The organism is Nostoc sp. (assembly GCF_036917375.1).
GTDB lineage: Bacteria > Cyanobacteriota > Cyanobacteriia > Cyanobacteriales > Nostocaceae > Nostoc.
The window spans coordinates 151146-171462 of sequence record NZ_JBALDN010000063.1; the positions used below are offsets into that span (position 1 = coordinate 151146).

Annotated in this window: 22 protein-coding genes; 10 read left to right on the forward strand and 12 right to left on the reverse strand. The window is 39.0% G+C overall.

From position 1 onward, the window contains the following. Positions 1 to 335 precede the first annotated feature (335 nt). Complete coding sequence (locus V7K45_RS17660; protein WP_335005583.1) at positions 336 to 743, forward strand: VOC family protein; 408 nt, start codon at positions 336 to 338, stop codon at positions 741 to 743. Positions 744 to 1199: 456 nt separating this feature from the next. Further along, complete coding sequence (locus V7K45_RS17665) at positions 1200 to 2105, forward strand: bestrophin family protein (protein ID WP_335005585.1); 906 nt, start codon at positions 1200 to 1202, stop codon at positions 2103 to 2105. A gap of 19 nt (positions 2106 to 2124) precedes the next feature. Here V7K45_RS17665 and V7K45_RS17670 read toward each other — a convergent pair whose 3' ends face one another. From V7K45_RS17670 to V7K45_RS17680, 3 genes are all read right to left on the reverse strand, one after another. Then, entirely contained in the window at positions 2125 to 3168 is a 1044-nt protein-coding gene (locus V7K45_RS17670) for an XcyI family restriction endonuclease (RefSeq protein ID WP_335005588.1), read from the reverse strand. 5 nt (positions 3169 to 3173) lie between these two features. After that, positions 3174 to 4622 (reverse strand): site-specific DNA-methyltransferase, encoded by a 1449-nt coding sequence (locus V7K45_RS17675; protein WP_335005590.1) that lies wholly within the window; start codon positions 4620 to 4622, stop codon positions 3174 to 3176. Between the two features lie 120 nt (positions 4623 to 4742). Then, a complete protein-coding gene (locus tag V7K45_RS17680; protein WP_335005592.1) occupies positions 4743 to 5591 on the reverse strand; it encodes a M28 family peptidase in 849 nt (282 codons plus the stop codon). A gap of 318 nt (positions 5592 to 5909) precedes the next feature. Here V7K45_RS17680 and dnaK point away from each other — a divergent pair, with 318 nt between their 5' ends. Then, entirely contained in the window at positions 5910 to 7979 is a 2070-nt protein-coding gene (dnaK, locus tag V7K45_RS17685) for a molecular chaperone DnaK (RefSeq protein WP_335005594.1), read from the forward strand. A 196-nt stretch (positions 7980 to 8175) separates the two neighbouring features. After that, positions 8176 to 9171: a J domain-containing protein gene (locus V7K45_RS17690; RefSeq protein WP_335005596.1), complete on the forward strand. Its 996-nt coding sequence runs from the start codon at positions 8176 to 8178 to the stop codon at positions 9169 to 9171. 55 nt (positions 9172 to 9226) lie between these two features. Here V7K45_RS17690 and V7K45_RS17695 read toward each other — a convergent pair whose 3' ends face one another. After that, positions 9227 to 9529: a type II toxin-antitoxin system RelE/ParE family toxin gene (locus V7K45_RS17695; protein ID WP_335005598.1), complete on the reverse strand. Its 303-nt coding sequence runs from the start codon at positions 9527 to 9529 to the stop codon at positions 9227 to 9229. Further along, entirely contained in the window at positions 9526 to 9885 is a 360-nt protein-coding gene (locus tag V7K45_RS17700; RefSeq protein ID WP_335005601.1) for a type II toxin-antitoxin system Phd/YefM family antitoxin, read from the reverse strand. Before V7K45_RS17700 ends, V7K45_RS17695 begins: the two co-directional genes overlap by 4 nt. A gap of 139 nt (positions 9886 to 10024) precedes the next feature. On the opposite strand from V7K45_RS17700, the gene V7K45_RS17705 reads away from it, so the two are divergent. Next, positions 10025 to 10549, forward strand: coding sequence for a J domain-containing protein (locus V7K45_RS17705; protein WP_335005629.1), 525 nt, complete (start codon positions 10025 to 10027; stop codon positions 10547 to 10549). A 31-nt stretch (positions 10550 to 10580) separates the two neighbouring features. Further along, entirely contained in the window at positions 10581 to 10853 is a 273-nt protein-coding gene (locus tag V7K45_RS17710; RefSeq protein ID WP_322668492.1) for a DUF3143 domain-containing protein, read from the forward strand. A 70-nt stretch (positions 10854 to 10923) separates the two neighbouring features. On the opposite strand, the gene V7K45_RS17715 is transcribed toward V7K45_RS17710, so the two are convergent. Continuing rightward, entirely contained in the window at positions 10924 to 12042 is a 1119-nt protein-coding gene (locus tag V7K45_RS17715) for a glycosyltransferase family 4 protein (protein ID WP_335005604.1), read from the reverse strand. Positions 12043 to 12183: 141 nt separating this feature from the next. Here V7K45_RS17715 and V7K45_RS17720 point away from each other — a divergent pair, with 141 nt between their 5' ends. Continuing rightward, on the forward strand, positions 12184 to 12411 hold the full coding sequence (locus V7K45_RS17720) for a hypothetical protein (RefSeq protein WP_335005606.1): 228 nt from the start codon (positions 12184 to 12186) through the stop codon (positions 12409 to 12411). A gap of 225 nt (positions 12412 to 12636) precedes the next feature. Here the strand turns inward: V7K45_RS17720 and V7K45_RS17725 are convergent, their stop codons facing one another. The 3 genes from V7K45_RS17725 to V7K45_RS17735 form a co-directional block, all read right to left on the reverse strand. Continuing rightward, positions 12637 to 13194, reverse strand: coding sequence for a methylmalonic aciduria and homocystinuria type D protein (locus V7K45_RS17725; RefSeq protein ID WP_190240939.1), 558 nt, complete (start codon positions 13192 to 13194; stop codon positions 12637 to 12639). A gap of 382 nt (positions 13195 to 13576) precedes the next feature. Further along, positions 13577 to 13783 carry a glycogen debranching protein gene (locus V7K45_RS17730; RefSeq protein ID WP_094351122.1) on the reverse strand — a complete coding sequence of 69 codons (207 nt, stop codon included), beginning with the start codon at positions 13781 to 13783 and terminating at the stop codon, positions 13577 to 13579. 147 nt (positions 13784 to 13930) lie between these two features. Continuing rightward, complete coding sequence (locus V7K45_RS17735; RefSeq protein WP_335005609.1) at positions 13931 to 14584, reverse strand: MotA/TolQ/ExbB proton channel family protein; 654 nt, start codon at positions 14582 to 14584, stop codon at positions 13931 to 13933. Between the two features lie 179 nt (positions 14585 to 14763). On the opposite strand from V7K45_RS17735, the gene V7K45_RS33010 reads away from it, so the two are divergent. Both V7K45_RS33010 and V7K45_RS17740 read left to right on the forward strand, forming a co-directional pair. Then, complete coding sequence (locus V7K45_RS33010; RefSeq protein ID WP_442942007.1) at positions 14764 to 14940, forward strand: DUF6888 family protein; 177 nt, start codon at positions 14764 to 14766, stop codon at positions 14938 to 14940. Continuing rightward, the gene (locus tag V7K45_RS17740) at positions 14937 to 15161 is read left to right on the forward strand and encodes a DUF6887 family protein (protein ID WP_335005612.1); all 225 of its coding nucleotides are present in this window, start codon (positions 14937 to 14939) and stop codon (positions 15159 to 15161) included. The genes V7K45_RS33010 and V7K45_RS17740 overlap by 4 nt, the downstream gene beginning before the upstream one ends. Positions 15162 to 15164: 3 nt before the next feature. On the opposite strand, the gene rsmH is transcribed toward V7K45_RS17740, so the two are convergent. Further along, positions 15165 to 16049 (reverse strand): 16S rRNA (cytosine(1402)-N(4))-methyltransferase RsmH, encoded by an 885-nt coding sequence (gene rsmH / locus V7K45_RS17745; protein WP_335005614.1) that lies wholly within the window; start codon positions 16047 to 16049, stop codon positions 15165 to 15167. Between the two features lie 171 nt (positions 16050 to 16220). Further along, on the reverse strand, positions 16221 to 18137 hold the full coding sequence (locus tag V7K45_RS17750; RefSeq protein ID WP_335005616.1) for a M48 family metallopeptidase: 1917 nt from the start codon (positions 18135 to 18137) through the stop codon (positions 16221 to 16223). Positions 18138 to 18467: 330 nt separating this feature from the next. Here V7K45_RS17750 and V7K45_RS17755 point away from each other — a divergent pair, with 330 nt between their 5' ends. After that, entirely contained in the window at positions 18468 to 19652 is a 1185-nt protein-coding gene (locus V7K45_RS17755; protein WP_194041009.1) for an NAD(P)H-quinone oxidoreductase subunit H, read from the forward strand. Positions 19653 to 19969: 317 nt separating this feature from the next. Here the strand turns inward: V7K45_RS17755 and V7K45_RS17760 are convergent, their stop codons facing one another. Then, positions 19970 to 20230: a hypothetical protein gene (locus V7K45_RS17760; protein ID WP_335005619.1), complete on the reverse strand. Its 261-nt coding sequence runs from the start codon at positions 20228 to 20230 to the stop codon at positions 19970 to 19972. Positions 20231 to 20317 lie beyond the last annotated feature (87 nt).

The window sequence follows — 20317 nt, forward strand, 5'->3', positions numbered from 1 at the left end:
ATAAAAGTGTTTGAGAACTCTGGTTTACATTCCTTCTCTGTGGGAAGTAACGCAAAACAGCCCCAGATAATCTGAGGCTGTTTTGCAAGAGTTGTTTGGCAGGAAGGGTACATCAATAAGTGATGCCCGTGTTAAATATAGATAATTTAGTATGCATCCTTATTCAGCCATGTTTTGCCATATCAGGATGATTGGGAAAATTTTTATGGCTTTTTCCAAAAAGAAACTCCAGATGCACTTAAGGCATTCTGGAGCAGTAACAGGTTTCTAACATCAATCAATTTTTACATCTGCGATCGCCCGATGTCGTTAGGGTTTATACTCAAATGTGTTTTATGTCTACTCATCCGCAAATAGACCAGCAAATTACCTTCTTTTCTACCTATAACCTCAATACATCTACAGAATTCTACGAACAAAAACTAGGTTTGGAGTTATGGCTTGACCAAGGAACCTGCCGAATTTATACTATTAGTAGTTCTGGATACTTAGGATTTTGTCAAGCAAGTGAAAAATCAACTCCTCCAACCGACAAACACTCAAGCGTCATTTTTACCCTCGTAACACAGCAGGTGGATGAATGGTTTGAATATCTCAAAGAACGTGGCGTCGAATTTGAAAAGCCACCGACACTAAATGAAAAGTACAATATTTACCATTGCTTTTTCCGCGATCCTGATGGTTATTTGATTGAAATTCAACGTTTTGAGACTAATGACAACAAAAAAGACATAACCAAATAAGTTATGTCTAGACATTTAATGTATAGGGCAGGATTTTTACAGGCTAGAACTTTTTGATTTACTGGGGTACATGATACCGATTAATGCTAGATGAACATTATCGATAGAAATATACCTTTTCTTCCATAGATTTATCGGGATCAAATGCGGAATTTATGCTGCCACTGGGAAATATTTACATTTCTTTACAATTATCGGTTAGTGGTAGCCAGCCCTAGCATTGCTTTTGACTTTTATATAATGTTTGCTTTAGTTCTAACAATAAGTATTTAACACGGGCTTTAAATTGTATAACATAAACTAGAGTAGAATACATAGTCAAGAGTATATTATATTCTTCTTAAGAAGAGTTTTGTAAGTATTTCTTTGCTAATTATGCTGGTTTTATAATGCTTGTTTTTAAGTTAACAAATATTGAACTGATATGTTCAATAAATATTTTATTAGGGTGAATACATGATGAACGAAAAAATCAAATGGTTCCGCACAGCATTACAACCTAAAGGTTCAGTAATAAAAGCAATTTTCAAACATGTTTTATGGTGTGGAGCTTTTGGATTTTTAATTTCTCTGCTTCACCATTTTGAAAAACCTGTATCCCAGCCTATTTTAGTAAATGTGATTCCTAGTATTGTTTTAGGTTTGTTACTTGTCTTTCGTACAAATACTGCTTATGAGCGATTTTGGGAAGGAAGAAAATGCTGGGGTTCTATAGTAAATAACGTCCGAAATTTAGCGAGGCAAATTTGGGTATCAGTTGATGAAATTTTACCAGAAGATAAAGAAAATAAAATTACGGCATTAAACTTATTGGTAGCGTTTGCTGTAACAACTAAACTACATTTGCGAGGAGAAGCTGTCAATAGCGAGTTAAAAGACTTAATGCCATCTACTAAATACATAAAACTGAAGATTATGAATAATCCTCCTATAGAGGTTGCTTTTTGGATAGGAGATTATTTACAGGAACAGTACGATCGTAATTGTCTTAATAGCTACCAGCTAACATCAATGCAAGAATTATTGAATAGTCTTGTGGATAATTTAGGTGCTTGCGAACGTATTTTAAAAACGCCTATGCCGCTTGCTTATGCTATTCATTTGAAGCAATTACTGATACTATATTGCTTTTTGCTACCATTTCAAATAGTAGACAGCCTCGGTTGGTGGACAGGTTTAGTTTCTGCTTTGGTTGGGTTCACTTTGTTTGGCATTGAAGCCATTGGCTTAGAGATAGAAAACCCCTTTGGTTATGACGCTAATGATTTACCATTAGACACAATTTGTGAAACAATGAAGCGCAATATTGATGATTTAATTACTTTGACTCCCAATGCGCGATCGCATACAGAAAGTATATGATTAAAGCAGATATTACAAATTAATATAGTATTGAAAATACTTCTTGAATAAACTGATCATATAGTATTGAGTCTTCGCTCAATACTTCTGTTAAGTTAAAATAGGTGGATATTATTGGATCATTCTGAATACGGGTGTGTACTTCAGTAGTGATACAACTGGCAATTAAAATAGATTTAACTTTTGGGTTCCTCCGAAAAACTTCTTCAAAGGATTTTTTAGCAGCACCATAACGTTCTAATGCTCCCGCAGGATCAGTTCCTCCTTTTATTTCAATGACACCGACTGTTGTACCTTGATTGTTTAAAAGTGAAATATCTGGCTCACTAGAAAAAAGTATAGAGGTTTGATTAGCCAACATTACACCCCGATAGTCCTCAATATTTCCTAGTTGTTCTTCAAGTCTGCCAGGATTATATACTTCAATTCCTGTACCATGACGGGGAATAAAAGCAGCAAGAAGATTGCGTTCTTTAAGCTCTTTGATAAGAAGTCGCTGTACAACTTTTTCTGCTTCTTCCCCAATAGCATTACGCCAAGAACCGTCTATTTGTGTCCCTGTTGAGGCTAGTAGTATTCCATATAGTTCTTCCTCAGTCAAACTTTCTATAGAACTATCAATTATCAACGATATATGCTCGTTAAAAAGTCGAGAAAGAGCTAAGGCTTTATCTTCTGCTAGAGAATATTTATTTTCTTGATCAAGTTCAATTCTCTTTACATCAATTGCTACTAAATACTTAACAGCTTTCTGAGAAAGTGCCGCAATATTACGATAGTAAGCTAACAATGAAGTGTGTTCTCGAATTAACCTGGGATGACAAAATACCTGAATTAGTTGTAAGTTAGGATGTTCATTGATGTAGGTAAATGCTTCTTCTCCAATACCCCATTCTGCCCAATTTTCCCACCTATATAAATGATTAACTGGTAACAATGCATTAATTTTAGTTTGCAAAGAAAGCGTTTTGTATTCTTTAAGCTTGCGATAAAAGAAGGTTGAACGCAAGCGATAGTTTATACGATGCGCCTCAGTTAAAAGGTTTGTTTCATCTAATGGCACAGTACTCACTTTTCCCAAATATAAACACATTTCCGTAGTTCTGTGCGCCCATGATTTCCCATTTGCTGGCTACTATTTCCTTTACCTCTTCCTAATGTCCAAATATATCGTGTTTTCAGTCCAAAAGACTCTGCTATATCTGATAAAATTAGGTCTACAGGAACTTCTTCTCCAGCATACCTGACGTTATCATTTACCATTGCGACTATACCACCAGGTTTAAGAATACGAGCTAATTCATAAATTACAAAGCACATTTCGTAAAAGTAATTACTTACCATTCTGACAATGTTATCATTATTTAATTTACCTTGTTTTTTATAATTTTCTAGTATTATTAATACTTCTTGTAAAGCAGTCTGATTTTTAAAGGTAGAATCTATCTTTAAGAAATCCTGATATCGTTTTTTAGCAGTATAATATTGTTCTAAATAATCACGCTTGTCACGGTTTTCTACAGTGCATGATAACATTTGCTGACGTAAATATTTTACTTTTTCTTCACTACATCCCAAAAATGCTAGTTCAAGAGCATACGTGCGAGTGTAATCATATCTATTAACATAGGGTGGAGACGTAACGACAAAATCAATACTATTTTCTTGGAGAGTTGGAAGAATTTCTAAACAAGAACCTTCGTAAAGGTTAGGTTCTATATTGTTAACAATATTAGATTTATTGGTTGTCAATTCTAATAGTAAATTATTACTAAATAAATTTAGTTGGACAGGACTGATGTTTAAATCTGATATAATTTTTTTTAGTTTTCCATTAATTGCATCTTCAAAAGATAAAATTTCTCCTTTATTAAATTTGCTATTTCCCTTTGAGCGACCTGAACGGCTATCCCAGCGCAGATATTGTCCATCTTTTCTAGTGTAGCTAATATCCTCCAAAATACAAAATGCAGCATATATAAATATAGTGCTGATATCTTTATTTGGAATAATATTATTACAATAAGATATGTAAGCAATTAGTTGTTCCTCATTTATCGAAGAAAATGCTCCACGGGTTATTGCTAAATGATTAAATATGAAAAATTGATCGTAATAGTCGTGAAAATTGATTTGTTTTAACTTTGTAATTTCTAAATTTAATAACTCTACATCTATTTTCTGAGCAATAATTCGAGCTTGTGTAGCAAAAAGCCCAACAGGTAACAGTTCAATTCCCGTAGTTTGCCACCCTAACGCACTTGCAGCAAATAAAGATGAGCCAACTCCTGAAAATGGATCTATCAGCACACCTGGTTCTGGTTTAAATTCTTGAAGAAGATAGGTAACTAGACGTTCCGAAAATCCTTCTCTATATTTGAACCAAGAAGAAAATGGAGTTTGTTTATTACCCTGATAACTCACTAAGGTTCTATCTAAACAAGAATTATGAATAATCTTTAATTTAAATTTTTCGTAAAGCTCGTTTCTTTGATTTGAAGAAGATATAAATTGCATCAAATTACTTAGACATTAAATTTTTATTGATAAATTTATTAATGTTTATTAGCTGCTTGATAGTATTTATTGAGGATCAACAAATATAATTATTATCAATACATCTTTATATTAACTTTTTTATAGACTCCGAATCGCAATTTCCAACCCTTCACATACACGAGTCAGAAAATCTAAATCCAAAGTAGCGATCGCATCACTAACTTTGTGATAATGTGGATTTCGCAAGAATGCCGTATCTGTCACCATCATTGCCGGATAACCTAAATCCCAAAATGGTGCATGATCGCTAAGTCTGGTTTGGGGAACTATTAAACCTCGATTTGGCACGGGTAGCCATTGACTAGATACGCCAGCTTTGCGAATATTACGGCTCATCCCAATTAAGTCAGGCAATGTCCGCAAATTGCCAATTAAAGCAATAAAATCACCTGTATCTGGGTAGAAGCGTTCCAGAGGAGGGGGATAACTTTGGGAACCAGGTGTAGAATCCTTATAGCCCAGCATTTCTAGGGAGATCATTAAGCGTAGCTGTTGCTTTTGTTGATGCAACAGGGCTGCATAATCAGCGCTACCCAGTAAGCCGTATTCTTCCATATCAAAAGCAACCAGTCTTAAGGGATATCTCGCAGGTTCGGCAGCGAATTTTCTTGCTAATTCCAGCAACACCGCTACACCTGTAGCATTATCATCAGCCGCAACTGTTCCTGGAACGCCATCATAATGAGCGCCAATTAAAATTGGTAGTAAATCCTTTTTTTGCTTTTTAGCTTGGGATGGTAAATTTAATATCAAGTTATTGCAAGTTTTACCTCTGACTTCAAAGGTGTGGATTTCCACACTCCCCCATTGAGAAAATTGCTGGCGGATGTATTCTTGGACAAAAAAATGTCCAGCCGTTGCCATGTAAGGATCGCGTTCTCGCGCTATCTCACTCAGGGAAGTCTGTAATCGCTCTGTTAAATTCAAATCTTTTAAGTAGTAGCAATAATATTAGAATTTTCAGGCACTCAAAAAAGCAGAGCAAGCGTTCTTAAGGTTAACTTACCAATTTGCAGATAACTTAAACAGAAGTAGGCGGATATCAAGAATTGAGGCTGCTTGGGCACACCAACCGTCTCAATGCTATTCTAGTCTTGCAACTATCTCCTCTAGCTGCACTTCTTAGCTTACTGCCTTAATGATGAGTATTATACATTGAGGTGTTTTTATCTTGTAGCACAAAGCTAGAGGTAGTTCCGCCCAATCATAATAAATATATAAGACACTTTAGGAGAAGAGTAACGCATGGGCAAGGTAGTCGGCATCGACTTGGGTACAACCAACTCAGTAGTCGCCGTTATGGAGGGTGGCAAGCCGGTGGTGATTGCCAATGCAGAAGGAATGCGAACAACCCCCTCCGTAGTTGGCTTCAGCAAAGAAGGTGAAAGGGTGGTTGGGCAAATGGCACGGCGACAAACCGTCCTCAATCCTCAAAATACCTTTTTTGCAGTTAAACGTTTCATTGGGCGGAAGTATGGCGAACTTAATCCAGATTCTAAGCGTGTGCCCTACACCATCCGCAAAGACGAAGTAGGTAATATTAAAATTGCCTGTCCTCGTCTGAATAAAGATTTTGCCCCAGAAGAAATTTCGGCAATGGTGCTGAAGAAATTGGCAGACGATGCTAGTCGCTATTTGGGTGAACCAGTCACAGGGGCAGTGATTACAGTACCCGCCTATTTTAATGATTCTCAGCGGCAGGCAACCCGCGATGCTGGCAGAATTGCTGGTTTAGAGGTGCTGCGGATTCTCAATGAACCGACGGCGGCATCTTTGGCTTATGGATTAGATCGGGGCGACACGGAAACTATCTTAGTCTTTGACTTGGGTGGTGGCACTTTTGACGTGTCGATTTTAGAAGTAGGCGATGGGATCTTTGAAGTCAAAGCTACCAGTGGGGATACGCAACTTGGTGGGAATGACTTTGACAAAATAATCGTAGATTGGTTAGCAGAACAATTTCTGGAAACAGAAGAGGTAGATTTAAGACGCGATCGCCAAGCTTTGCAACGTCTCATGGAAGCGGCGGAAAAAGCCAAAATTGAGCTTTCTGCTGTCAGTGTCACCGAGATTAATTTACCCTTCATCACTGCCACGGAAGATGGCCCCAAACATCTCGAAACTCGTTTAACTCGTTCCCAGTTTGAAGGTTTGTGTGGTGATTTGGTGGGAAGATTGCGGACACCAGTGAAACGCGCCCTCAAAGATGCCGGACTTTCACCTAGAGACATTGAAGAAGTTGTGTTAGTTGGCGGTTCTACACGAATGCCAATGGTAAAGCAGCTTGTACGGGACTTAATTGGTACAGAACCAAACGAAAACGTCAACCCTGATGAAGTCGTGGGTGTGGGTGCAGCAATCCAGGCAGGAATTCTTGCAGGCGAACTCAAAGATGTGCTGCTTTTGGATGTCACACCCCTCTCTTTGGGATTGGAAACCATCGGCGGCGTGATGAAAAAACTTATTCCCCGCAACACCACTATCCCAGTACGCCGTTCTGATATTTTTTCCACGTCTGAAAATAACCAAAACACTGTGGAAATTCACGTAGTCCAAGGCGAACGGGAAATGGCAGCAAACAACAAGTCTTTAGGACGGTTCAAGCTGTATGGCATCCCACCAGCACCACGAGGAATTCCTCAAGTTCAGGTGTCATTTGATATTGATGCTAATGGTATTTTACAGGTAACAGCCCTAGATAGAACCACTGGGCGAGAGCAGAGTATCACCATTCAAGGCGCTTCCACCTTGAACGAGTCGGAAGTGAATCGGATGATTCAAGACGCTCAAAAATACGCCGATGTCGATCGCGAACGTAAAGAAAGAATAGAAAAGCGGACTCGTTCTGAGGCGTTGATTTTTCAAGCAGAACGACAACTCAGAGAAGTCGCGCTGGAATTTGGTATGCAGTTTGCCCGCAGCCGCCGCCAAAGAATTGATAATATTTGCCGACAACTGAAGGAGAGTCTTCAGGAAAATAGCGATCGCGGTATCGATCAAGCCTACGCCGACTTGCAAGATGCTCTCTACGAGCTAAATCGGGAAGTCCGCCAGACTTATGCTGAAGATGAAGACGATGACTTGTTTGGGACTATCCGTGACATCTTTACTGGCGGGGAGAAAGAACGAGAACGCGAATTTCCCAGAGATACATATCGAGAACGCGACTCATACAGTAAAGACTATGGCAAAGATTACGGTAGAGATTATAGCCGCGATAATCGTTCTTCCTCTTATGAAAGCCGTCCTCCACGCAAATCCCGCCCCAGCTATCAAGATAACTGGGATGATGAAGAAGACAATGATTGGTTGTAAGTAGAAGGCAGGAGGCAGGAGGTAAAAGCTTCTCAGGGAAATGATTTCACTGGTTGGCATTTTATGTTTAATTTATGTCTACCTGATTAGTACTTCTGATAAGAGTTAAGAGTAGAAAAAATTAAATCTTTCAACTTTTAACTCCTAACTCTTCATTAATCCAAAATCTAAAATCTAAAATTTAAATAACTGAACTATGCAAAATTTGCCGAACTTTCGCGATTACTATGAGATTTTAGGAGTATCTAAAGATGCCTCTGCTGAGGAAATTAAAAAGGTTTATCGGCGGTTAGCAAGGCAATATCACCCCGATCTGAATCCGGGTAACAAAGAATCTGAGGAAAAATTTAAGGATATCGGCGAGGCTTATGAAGTTCTTTCCGATCCAGCCAAGCGATCGCAGTACGACCAGTTTAGCCGCTACTGGAAGCAAAAAGGCTTTGCAGGTAACAAACAGACGCCAAAGGCTAAAACTTGGCAGAGTAGCGCTAGCGATCGCAACGGGAATCAAGATGTAGATCCCAGCCAATTCTCGGACTTTGAAAGTTTTATTAATCAAGTTATTGGTGTCAAAAATAAGAGTGCGGCAAATAACTCCAGTAATGGCAATAATAGCGATCCGTTCCGTTCCCCCAGAACAAAAGTTGCTTACACAGTTAACACTCCACCTCGTACAACCCGCCGAGATATAGAAGCCAGATTAACGCTTCCACTAGAAAAAGCTTATCAAGGTGGTAATGAACGCATTCGTTTGGAAGATGGGCGATCGCTAGAAGTTAATATGCCTCCAGGGATGGTAACAGGTCAAACCATCCGTTTGCGGAACCAAGGCGTTGGTGGTGGCGATCTTTACTTAAAAATTACCGTTGAACCTCATCCATTATTTAAGTTAGATGGTTTAAATATCGTCTGCCAAGTTCCAGTTACTCCCAGCGAGGCAGTTTTAGGAGGACAGGTAGAAGCACCTACTCTTGACGGCCCTGTGAAAATGACCACCCCTCCTGGAGTTAGGTCTGGTCAAAAATTTCGACTAGGTAATAAAGGTTATCCTAATGATGACGGAAAACGTGGCGATCAATTAGTAGAAATTCAAATAGTTACACCGAAAAATATTAGTCCAGAAGAACGGGAACTTTACGAAAAGTTACGCCAAATTGAAACCTTTAAACCCCGTGCTGATTTAATACGTTAGGGATAAGATATCAATCTTAATGAAGCTATTAACCAGAACAATGACTAATTTGTAATTAGTCTTCGTCATTTTGAAAAATAGTTTCTATATCTTGTGAGCCGTGCAAGATACGTACAATTTCTATGCCTTCGTCTATTGGACGATAAAAAATTAAATAATTTTTCACTGGGAAACTTCGCAAAAAAGGAGCCAATTCATCTCGTAGTCTGCCCATTTTAGGGAATTTGGCTAGTTTTGGAAAGCTTTCTCGCAGAATATCAAAAAGTGTGTCAGCAGCTTTTAAGTTATTTGGAGCAAGATATTTCCATATATCCTCAATATCTTGCGCTGCTTGAGTAGAAATCCGAAATCGACTCATACAGAATCGCTGTTAGCCAAATTTTGCTGTCCTCGTGTTTTAATATTTGCAAAAAAAGCTGGAAGTGACTCGTCGTTATATTCAGTATACTGTCCACTGTCGAGTTGCTTAATACCAACGTCAATCTGACTGCGTAATGCTTCTAACTTAAGTTTTTGCAGTTCTTCTTCAAGGCGCTGGAGTTCATCTATCATCTGTTGAAACGCTTGCGCTTCATGCACTACAACCTCAGCTTTTCCATTCACCGTTAGTACAAGCGGAGACTTTGTTGCCTTGATCTTCTCTACGTAATCTTTGGCATTGCGTTTGAAGTCGGTAAGAGTTTGAATATTTTCGAGATTAATTTTGATCTGCATCGCATCTAATTAAATGCTTTATTAAGCAATCTTATCAAATGCTAGACCTGCTGTGTCTTCTCCAATTCATAAAGGATTTAAAATATAAAAAATATCTTTGAGCAAAGTGACTCAAACAGATGTGAATCAAAACGGGGCAATGCCACAAAGCAGTAAACCAACTTATTACTCCCTGCTAGGACTGCATCCCTGGGCATCGGTAATTGACATTCGTCGCGCTTATCGGCAACTGAGCAAAGTCTATCATCCTGATACTACAGACTTGCCGACTGCGATCGCTACTCCCAAATTTCAGCAAATCAACGAAGCTTACGCGACCCTTAGCCATCCAGAACGCCGATTAAGCTACGATTTGAAAATTGGCTATTCCCGCTTTGGAGTGATTCAACCACCCCCTGATTTGAATCATCCCGTCTCGCATTCTCATGACTGGTCAAAATCAGCTTACCTCGATGCGAGCGATCGCCCCTTATCATCTGGCGAAATATTTGCTTTATTTATGCTGGTGTTAACATTTGTAGGTTGTCTGTTATTAGCAGTTGCCATTGGCTTAACTCGTGGTGAGGCTGCTTTCCCAAGCCATTTACTGCAACCAAATACATCTGTACAACAGCAGATTAGCTATATGTCGCAACTAATTGCCCATCCGATAATTAAAAATTAAACAATTCCCTAATCCAAAATCTAAAATTCCTATGGCTCTTCTTCCCTCTGATACTCCTTTATATAATCATCCCCTGCCACAAATTGAGCAGTGGCTAAAAGACCAAGGCTGTCAACAAGATGAAACGCAAAGGCATTGTTGGCGCGTACAGCGACCTAATTGGCAAGCTGAATTATGGCTTGATGTTGAGCAAATTGTAGTGCGATATCTTCAATCTGGAGAAAATGGACAAGATATCCAACGCTCATTCAAGTATTCTCTTAGTCGAGATGATGTAGAACAAGCTGTCTTTTCTGGCCCATAAGGAAGGGCTTATGTACTATTGGTAGAGGTTCCAATAAGCCTGTTACAGGACAGCAACCCGATAACGGGAATTATGTATCAGATTTTGTTACCAATGCTTTAGGAGTAAGTTGGCTACAAATTTCCAGTAGTCTATTAACAGCACGCGCAGCCGAAAACTTTTCCGCAACATATTGGCTGGACTGAAAACCCCGGTTAATTGCTTCATTTGGATTATCTAAGCAATATCGCATACATTTGGCTAATTCTTCTGCATCTTCATTTTCAAAAAATAGGCTGTGCGGCCCTCCTACTTCTGACAATCCTCCCATTTTTGAGACAATCGAGCAGGTTTGAACGCTAGAGGCTTCTTGCACTACGTAAGGTGCTGGATCTTGCCAACGAGATGGAGCAATTAAAGCCAAAGCATCTTGAACTTTTAGAAGTACTTCTTTTTGAGGAACTTTACCTAAAAAATTAACTTTGTTGGCAATTCCTAAATCAGATGCTAGCTGTTTTAATTCCTGAGATTGTTCGCCATCGCCAATAATAGTAATTTTAAATTCTTTATTTTCATCTTGTAAAATCCGCGCTGCTTTTAATAAAATATCTACGCCTTTGTCTGTAGCTAATCTCCCGACAAAAATAAAATTATATGGCTGAGATAAATTTTCTAAAGTTTTAAGCTGGTTTTCCGACTTGATTTCAATTGGATTATATAAAGTATCAACAGGCCAAGGAAAAGCAGAAGATTCTCCTAAAAAGTTACTACAAGCTGTATGATAATCGGCTAAGAAGGCAGTAGAAAGCCGGGTGCTTAGGCGTGCCCATTTGATAAAAGTGTGTAATTTCCACTTTAATGGATAATTAGCTTTCGGCAATGTGTGTTTAAATTCAGCTTTTAAACGTTGCGTCAAATTCATCTGTTCATAACTAGTATGAGTAGATTGATAAAGAGAATAATGGTATTTAATAATTATCTTTTTTCGCAAGGTTTTACATAACAAAGTAAACAATAAATCATTGGAATTCATGTGTACTATATCTGCCCAAACAATATAACTAAACCATTTAGCGATATTATCTTGTCTGGTAGAAATAGTTTTAACTTCAATTAATCTAGCTTCTAACTCAGGAATAATAGAATAAATGTAAGTTAAAACTCCGCTAATTTCATTGTCATAATGACGGTGTTGAATTAATATTTTCATACATTAATGGGAATTTTGTATTTATAGGAATTGTGTTTGAGCATAACTATGAAACAAGTATTTCAGTTTGCTCAGAATCAACTTGGTTTCTAAGATAGGTAAGTACAAATAAATCTAACTATCTAGCAAGATATAAAAAGCTTGAAACCCTTGCGATTGCTTCTCTATGAGACGCTACGCGAACACTTCGGCAAGTCCCAACAAGACACGCTTTGCGATCGCTACAGACATAGTTATAAATTTCCCCACCCATCTACTTATATGCAGAAAGTTGGGAAAAGGATTTTTCTCGATAGTTATAGTTATATAATTCCCGCAGATGCTGCTAAAGTACCATTCTCTTCGCCACAGGCTAAAAGTTTAGTCTGACAGTAGTGGGTAAAATTATCATCAATTTGAAATACCTACCGATCAACCTGAGATGTCACCCAAACAGCAACCAAAAACCACTATTCCCGGTTTGACTTCGTAGCATCTACTCATGAGAGAGAAGTAACAAGCCGCACTATCGCTTCGACTATCCTAGCTTCTTGAAAAAATTTATTTGGAGACACAAGTGCTGATATACGTCTTTACATACCCAATGACCAATGACTAATAATTAATTTCTTTCCACCCATGCATGGATGCTATGCCTTTTGTAACCCATTCGATGACAATTGGGGGAGCTTCTGAGATCAAAATACTAGGATAAACTGCTGCACCCCAATCGGGATGAACTAACACACGGCATTGATTTTTAATCACTGGATAGTTGAGCAAAGCTTTGACAACTGCTGTGTCATCGTGGGGAATTGCTCCGGGATGAGACAGTAAGGGATAGCCTGTACGAGGGTCAATCAGGTCAGTTAAATAGCCGCGATCGCGCAGATTAAATGCTAAATCACAGCCAAATCTCATAAACTTTTCTCGTAAGCGTTCTTTCTCTGACTCTACTTCTGCTGTCTTTTCGACTAATTGATAACGCGATTGTTGTAATACAATCACTACTCGTAAAAATGGCTGCCGTTTCCAATCTGGTAATATCCGTTCGCAGTTGGCACAGATATATTGACTGGGAGCATGAATTGAAATTTGAACCGCTTGTCCTGTTTCGCCAACTAAATTAATGGGACAGGCTTGCTCCGAAGTGTAAACTTTGGGATAGTTCACTAAATTGATTCGGCTTATACAAATTTTTTAATTTAATCTACGGTATAGATGATACCTCTTAAAAGTTAAGAAAAATCATCATTTTTCTATAATATGTTACTTTTTTTAGAAGCAGTTAATAATAATTTGAGAAATTTAATCCGAATTTTATCCTTTATTAACCTGTTCTCATGGAATTTGCTGCGATCGCTCTGGGTATTGGCATAGATACAGCGTGTACTAGACAAACGATGCCTATGGTGAGTTACGCCTACGCAGATGAAATATATTGGCTCAAAATCCCAAAAAAGCAACGCAGGTTGGCGTAAGCAGAAAATAACAAAAGTAATTATGTCTGCCAGAAGATATTTCAGCTATGTAGGCTAATTTCTATAGCACCCAATTAATTGAGTTTTAAAGAATTCACCGGCACTTCATCCCAAGAATCGACTGTCCGTAATCGCGCTACCCAACCTGCGGCCTTTTGCGTTTTGGTCAAATTATTCTCAAAAGAATCATGACAATCTTTAGCTTGAGATTCATTACGAGTGGCAATACAGGCATGAATCATCCCAGACGGATCGATTTGCTCATTTACCCAAATAGTCATGGAATATTTCCTCAATAACTGTAGCGAACAAAGCTATTCGTCATTTTAGAATACTATTAAAGTCAAAAGTGTTAGAGCAAAATTCAGTAACAAATAGTGAACTAATCCCAATTACCGAGTACTAATTTACAAATACCCAGTTCCGCTTCATTTATTCGGCAGATATGATTTATCTCCTCTTTCGTAGCGACGGCGATAGAGTAATTCTAACTGTCCACCATATTCTTGAATCCAGGCAATCTGGCGCTGGTAGAGTCCTCGGAAGGTATTAGCAAATAATAGTGTAAAGATTGCCACTACCAACCCTGATGCTGTAGATACTAAAGCTTCACTAATTCCAGCTGTCACACCTGTTGTTTTACTACCTCCCACATCTCCGATATTCAGAGAAGCAAAAGAGTTAATTAATCCTAATACAGTGCCGAGAAGTCCTAAGAGGGGCGCAAGACCAATAATTGTCTCAAAAATATTTTGGGAGCGTTTGAGCAAAGGGATTTCGGCTTGTGCTTCACTTTCTAATGCCAAACGAAATTCCTCTGGTGTCGGCTCCTCCAATTCTAAAGCTGCTAAAAAAATCCGAGCCAGGGGTAAATCAGCATTTTTCTGCAATTTATCTAAAGCACTAACTACATTATCAAGGCGATAAAGGTGTAGCACCTCTCGCACCACCTTGTTTTGCCGATTATTTATCTTTACCCAAAAGATGATACGTTCGATAATCAGCGCTACCCCTAACAAAGAGAATGCCAGCAGAGGCCACATGACCACGCCACCTGCTGTAAATAGATTACTAATTTCCATTTATTATTTTTCAACTCTTCAACAACGCTAGATTAGCAGATCGTTGAGATGGAGTATTTTAACGCTGCGTTGTAGTTACAGCAGCTTTTGGGCTATCCTCAGTTTGGCCGATCGCGATCGCAGCTTATTGAAAATTTCTTTTTAGCGCTAACTTTAATAAATGTTAAGGAGTTCAAATTATTCCTACACCAGAACAAAAAACACAGTGCTACATATTGTGCTGCTGGTTTACTAAGCTTTACTTACCTATTAATATCGTTCGTATGGATGAACGGACAAAAAATCTATTTTTCTTGGCAGGTGAGGAAAATATTATAGAAATATACCCTAACGGTAGATGGAGATACATAGGATGAGCAAGCCTAATTTTCATGCAATGAGCCAGAAAGAGTTACATGATTACGTTCTTGCTCATCGGGAAGATCGGGAAGCTTTCTACGCTTATGTGGATAAGCTGCATCTCGAAGGTAATTGGATTGAAATGCCACCGTTAGAGTCAGAACAAGATTTAGAAAATTATCCCAAGTTCATTGAGCGTATTCGCAGCAGTTCTGAACCACGAGATGGAGCAGTTTAAGGCTTACAGCAGCTTTTCTGCTATCCTCAACTTGGCCGATCGCGATCGCGGATTCTGACTAATTTCCTCTTCTTGCGCAATAATCGGTTTTTTTGTCAATACCTTTAATAAAGGTGAATTTCTTAAACCATGTTTCACTGGGCGGTCTTCCAAACTGTGAAAACTGATAATTGCAATTCTGCCGCCAGGAACAAGGGCATTTGGCGCTTTATCCAAAAAGGTTTCTAGGGATTTTAACTCATCGTTGACGACAATTCGCAGAGCTTGAAATACACGGGTAGCTGGGTGAATTCTCCCATAACGGTATTTTGGGGGAACTGAAGAAGCGATCGCCTCAGCTAATTCTGTAGTCGTGTGCAATGGTCGGCGTTCTACAATGCGTCTCGCAATGCGCCGCGATAATCTCTCTTCGCCGTACTTAAAGAAAATATCTGCTAATTCTGCCTCATCCCAATTATTAATCACATCAGCAGCAGTTAGCGATCGCCCCCGATCCATTCGCATATCCAAATTCGCAGCTTGGCGAAAGCTGAAACCCCTTTCTGCTTTATCTAAATGGTAAGAACTTACCCCCAAATCAGCTAAAATACCATCGAAAGTGTTGGGGGGAAACTCGTAGTCAGCAAAATTGCAATGGATAAATTGTATGCGATCGCCAAACTCTGCTAATTCTTTCCTCGCTGCTGCTAAAGCATCCTCATCTTGGTCAATCGCCGTTACCCGCACATTTGGCGCAGCTGCTAAGATTAGGCGACTATGACCACCACCACCTACAGTCGTATCTAGATAATGACCTCCTGGAGATACCGCTAAACCTGCGATCGTTTCTTGCGGTAACACTGGTAGATGGGAAAATATCGGTTCTTCAAGAGCTAGCTGACGATTCATGAGACTTAGGGCAAAAAACCACAGATGAACTTTAATTATGTATTCTTTTGTTTGTGTCTTTATGGTTCCTAGCTAAAAAATAGTTTTTAAACCACTAAGACACAAAAGAAAATATCATAAACTCAACACTCAGCGTCAGCTTAGAATGTTGAGCTTTAAGCATCTGTAGTGCTATTTTTTACCTTTTTTCTGGTAAATCATCGAATTTGATATCCGTTTTAATTTTTTCTCCATACTTAAATTACTATTTAAAATAAAAATGAATACATTATCAGGCAATTCATTTTCCTTTAATAAGCCCTGAACAATTTTAGAGTTATCGGTTTCATAAATACGACTACCTTCCCAAAAACTAAATCCACGCTTTACAGCTAGAACATAAAGTGGTTTTTCAGGAAAATATTGCAGATTCTTTTTAACTAAATAAGCAGTTATTATTTGCGGGTAATGAGATAACTGCTGACGAAGCTTATTTACCTCTATTTCAGAGATATTATGAGGGTCAAATTTATCATTTTTTTTCAAAATAGAGCGCTCTTTCTGTCCTTTTAAAATCAATTTATGATAATTTTCTGCACGTTCTTGATAAGACTTTGCCTCCTTATTTTTACCTTGGTTTTTAAGAAAATCGCAAATTATCTGACAACCTCCTATGACTATACTTGAGTCTTGATCTATTGCCTTATCAATGTATTTTATTCCAGTCGCATCTTGTTTTTTTAATAATATTTGACCTAATAAATAATTAGCTGATGCATGATAAGCATCACGATGAATAATTTCTTGTAATAGAGGTATAACAGCTTCTTCGCCTTCAAGTTCCAATGTCAAAAATGCTTGCTGACTAGCTTCTTCTAAAGTTAGCTGTTGTTTTTGCGATTTGTGACTTAAATCTTTTAATGTAGCTATCGATTTTTGAACCTCAGCATATTTTTGTCGCCAAGGTGTTGCTATCTTCTCTCGCCATTTTTGACTAAAATAATCAATAAAACTTTCTAATTTATCTCCTAAAAATTCTTGGGCAGCACTAATTTCAATTGGTGCAAAGATAGCTAATTCCTGCTGAGTATCAGCAATATATCCAAAAGCTTTTAATCTATCTGTCAGGCAAGGGTGAGTATCAGCATTGTTGGTTTTTTTCGATAAAGCTTCACTTAAATAAATATTTGTGATTTCTTGATTAAGTCTCTGACTTAAAGCCTCCCTCATATCCATATAAGTCATTTTTGGTGGTTCGATTTCTGTCTGTATTTGTTTATAAATACTAGACCAGAAATATCTTTCTAAAAATCTAGATTTGACCTGAAAACTTATCAAAGCTTTAGCAATATTTTGTTCTCCCGTTAAATCAACAGCACATCTATCTGCTTCATATTCATCCATTCGTGCCAATACAAAAGAATAGGCATTAAAAAATGGAATGTACCATATCAAAAACAGTTGAAAAATTAACAATGATAGATCGTGTCCACTTTGTTGGAGTCCCTTAAGAATGCGATACCAAGTTTCGCGTTGGCGATAAATCCAACCACTAAAACGGCTGTGATTTCCTGATAAATGTCCCAGTTCATGGGCTAAGACGGCACGAAATTGTTCGGGTGGCAGTGCTAGCATCAGTGGTAGACCCACAATTAAGTAATTTTGCTGCCATCCCAGCAAACCTAAGCGTGGTATTTGGACAACTGCTGCATTAAAATCGTTGGTCAGTAGAATGTGGTGAAACCGTGGAGCTTTTAGCTTCGATGAGATTTCGTTAATTAAACAGTAGAGATTGGGTACATCTTTGGATTGTAATGGTAAACCTGTTGGTGGGGGAAAAGAAACCCAAAGCGATCGCACTAATACAAATGCTAACGTCACGCAAAACAGAAGACCTGTCAAAGATAACTTAGAAATTGACTGAGCATTAAGTATCCCAAAGATAATACGTGCCAACAGAGCCAATGTTACAGCTAGAACCAAAAATATATATGCGTAGCCCAAAGTAGCCAAAAAAGCAACGTGCAATTTATAAAGATGCGGTTGTTTGTTAGCAAAAACTTCTAACTTCTGAATTAACCGATCAAAACGCTCTTGATTGAAAGCCATAAATATGTATCAGCCTCATAAAACTGTAATATAGCTGACACAATATCCCTATAGCTTACGTAGAAACTCAGAAGTCAATAGTTATCATTGAGAAAACGCATCTTCTTTCACCCCGTCCTTCCAGCACCATGAGATAAAAAAATTCGATGCCTTAATTAAGTGCATATCGAGCTTCCATATAATAGTTGAAGAAGTGCAACAAAATTAAACATCAAATCAAATCTCTCTTCCCACAACCCTTACTTTGGCTTGACAAACAAGATAAATTGGGTCTAGTTGGCATCTGCGCGGTTGAATTCAATATTTTCACGAACGGAGAACACGAAATCTATGACCAGACTAGAAACGCGCACTGAACCAATGGTGCTAAACATGGGGCCACACCACCCCTCGATGCACGGGGTTCTGCGGCTAATCATGACTCTGGATGGCGAGGATGTTGTTGACTGTGAACCGGTCATCGGCTATTTGCACCGGGGAATGGAAAAAATTGCTGAGAACCGCACTAATGTAATGTACGTCCCCTACGTTAGTCGGTGGGACTACGCTGCGGGAATGTTCAACGAAGCCGTCACTGTTAACGCCCCAGAAAAGCTTGCAGGTGTCGCTGTCCCCAAACGTGCTAGCTACATCCGCGTCATCATGCTGGAGTTGAACCGCATTGCTAACCACTTGCTATGGTTTGGCCCCTTTTTGGCTGACGTAGGCGCACAAACTCCCTTCTTTTACCAGTTCCGGGAACGGGAGATGATTTATGATTTGTGGGAAGCTGCCACAGGTTATCGGATGGTGAATAATAACTACTTCCGTGTTGGTGGAGTAGCAGCCGATTTACCTTACGGTTGGGTAGATAAGTGTCTGGAATTCTGCGACTACTTATTACCTAAAGTTGATGAGTACGAACGCTTAGTAACCGATAACCCTATCTTCCGGCGACGTGTTGAGGGTATTGGGACTATCACCCGTGAAGAAGCAATTAACTGGGGACTTTCTGGCCCAATGTTACGCGCATCTGGCGTGCAATGGGATTTGCGGAAAGTTGACCATTACGAATGCTACGACGATTTTGACTGGGATGTGCAGTGGGAAACAGCTGGTGATTGCTTTGCCCGTTACGTAGTGCGGATGCGGGAAATGCGCGAATCTGTGAAAATTATTCGCCAAGCAATTAAAGGACTTCCTGGCGGCCCTTACGAAAATCTGGAAGCCAAGCGTTTAGCCGCAGGTAAAAAATCCGAGTGGGACGCATTTGATTACCAATTCATCGGCAAAAAAGTTTCCCCGACTTTCAAGATGCCCAAGGGTGAAATCTACGCCCGTGTAGAAAGTGGCAAAGGTGAATTGGGAATTTATTTGGTTGGCGATGATAATGTCTTCCCTGCACGTTGGAAGATTCGCGCCGCAGATTTCAACAATCTCCAAATTGTTCCACATTTACTGCGCGGGATGAAGGTTGCAGATATTGTGGTGATTCTCGGCAGTGTTGACGTAATTATGGGGTCTGTGGATAGATAGAGTAAATATCTATCTCAGTAATTTTTAGAGCAGTTGTATTACAATGCAACTGCTCTATTTTTTTGATTTTTCAGTAGTTATAGCAGGAGGCAGGAGGCAGTGGTTCGGCTTCGCTCACCAACCGGGCAGGTGGTCACTGAGCGTAGTCGAAGTGAGGCAGGAGGTAAAACTATTGCTAACTCTAGCATTCACCCTTTCCAAATGTCCTAACCTGTGTGACTACGGCTATAACTGTGTCACTAATCGAGCAAACGCGCTTACCAAACGAATATACATTGCTGAAGATTTGCCAACCTGCCATTTTAGTCTACTGAAAGTTAGACAGTTGGTTCCTGGTATTTGACTCCTCGTTTTTGATGACGGTCATTAGCAACGATAGGATAAACAATGCTGCGTAATCGATTGATTGCGCCGACCGGACGATGTACTGCTAGACCGTTCCCAGGAGAAAAACTGAGATTTTCCGCAAAGTCATTATTAGCAGAATTAACTTTCTGATGCTTAATTGTTAGGCGACCAACTGTAACGAAGGGTGATTCCTCTTCACTCCAAACAATAGTAGTATCATCAATAGACATCTCCAAAATAGTATTATTCTGTGATAAAAGAAGATTAAAGAGTTATTTTTACACAGAAGCATGAGCAATATACTGAATTACATTGAA

Coding starts and splice junctions, on each gene's coding strand:
- V7K45_RS17750 (WP_335005616.1), bottom strand. CDS start 18,137: ATGGCTTTCAATCAAGAGCGTTTTGATCGGTTAATTCAGAAGTTAGAA.
- V7K45_RS17700 (WP_335005601.1), bottom strand. CDS start 9,885: ATGCAGATCAAAATTAATCTCGAAAATATTCAAACTCTTACCGACTTC.
- V7K45_RS17755 (WP_194041009.1), top strand. CDS start 18,468: ATGACCAGACTAGAAACGCGCACTGAACCAATGGTGCTAAACATGGGG.
- V7K45_RS17735 (WP_335005609.1), bottom strand. CDS start 14,584: ATGGAAATTAGTAATCTATTTACAGCAGGTGGCGTGGTCATGTGGCCT.
- V7K45_RS17660 (WP_335005583.1), top strand. CDS start 336: ATGTCTACTCATCCGCAAATAGACCAGCAAATTACCTTCTTTTCTACC.
- V7K45_RS17695 (WP_335005598.1), bottom strand. CDS start 9,529: ATGAGTCGATTTCGGATTTCTACTCAAGCAGCGCAAGATATTGAGGAT.
- V7K45_RS17665 (WP_335005585.1), top strand. CDS start 1,200: ATGATGAACGAAAAAATCAAATGGTTCCGCACAGCATTACAACCTAAA.
- V7K45_RS17715 (WP_335005604.1), bottom strand. CDS start 12,042: ATGAAAATATTAATTCAACACCGTCATTATGACAATGAAATTAGCGGA.
- V7K45_RS17710 (WP_322668492.1), top strand. CDS start 10,581: ATGGCTCTTCTTCCCTCTGATACTCCTTTATATAATCATCCCCTGCCA.
- V7K45_RS17675 (WP_335005590.1), bottom strand. CDS start 4,622: ATGCAATTTATATCTTCTTCAAATCAAAGAAACGAGCTTTACGAAAAA.
- V7K45_RS17760 (WP_335005619.1), bottom strand. CDS start 20,230: ATGTCTATTGATGATACTACTATTGTTTGGAGTGAAGAGGAATCACCC.
- V7K45_RS17690 (WP_335005596.1), top strand. CDS start 8,176: ATGCAAAATTTGCCGAACTTTCGCGATTACTATGAGATTTTAGGAGTA.
- V7K45_RS17740 (WP_335005612.1), top strand. CDS start 14,937: ATGAGCAAGCCTAATTTTCATGCAATGAGCCAGAAAGAGTTACATGAT.
- V7K45_RS17730 (WP_094351122.1), bottom strand. CDS start 13,783: ATGACTATTTGGGTAAATGAGCAAATCGATCCGTCTGGGATGATTCAT.
- rsmH (WP_335005614.1), bottom strand. CDS start 16,049: ATGAATCGTCAGCTAGCTCTTGAAGAACCGATATTTTCCCATCTACCA.
- dnaK (WP_335005594.1), top strand. CDS start 5,910: ATGGGCAAGGTAGTCGGCATCGACTTGGGTACAACCAACTCAGTAGTC.
- V7K45_RS17705 (WP_335005629.1), top strand. CDS start 10,025: ATGCCACAAAGCAGTAAACCAACTTATTACTCCCTGCTAGGACTGCAT.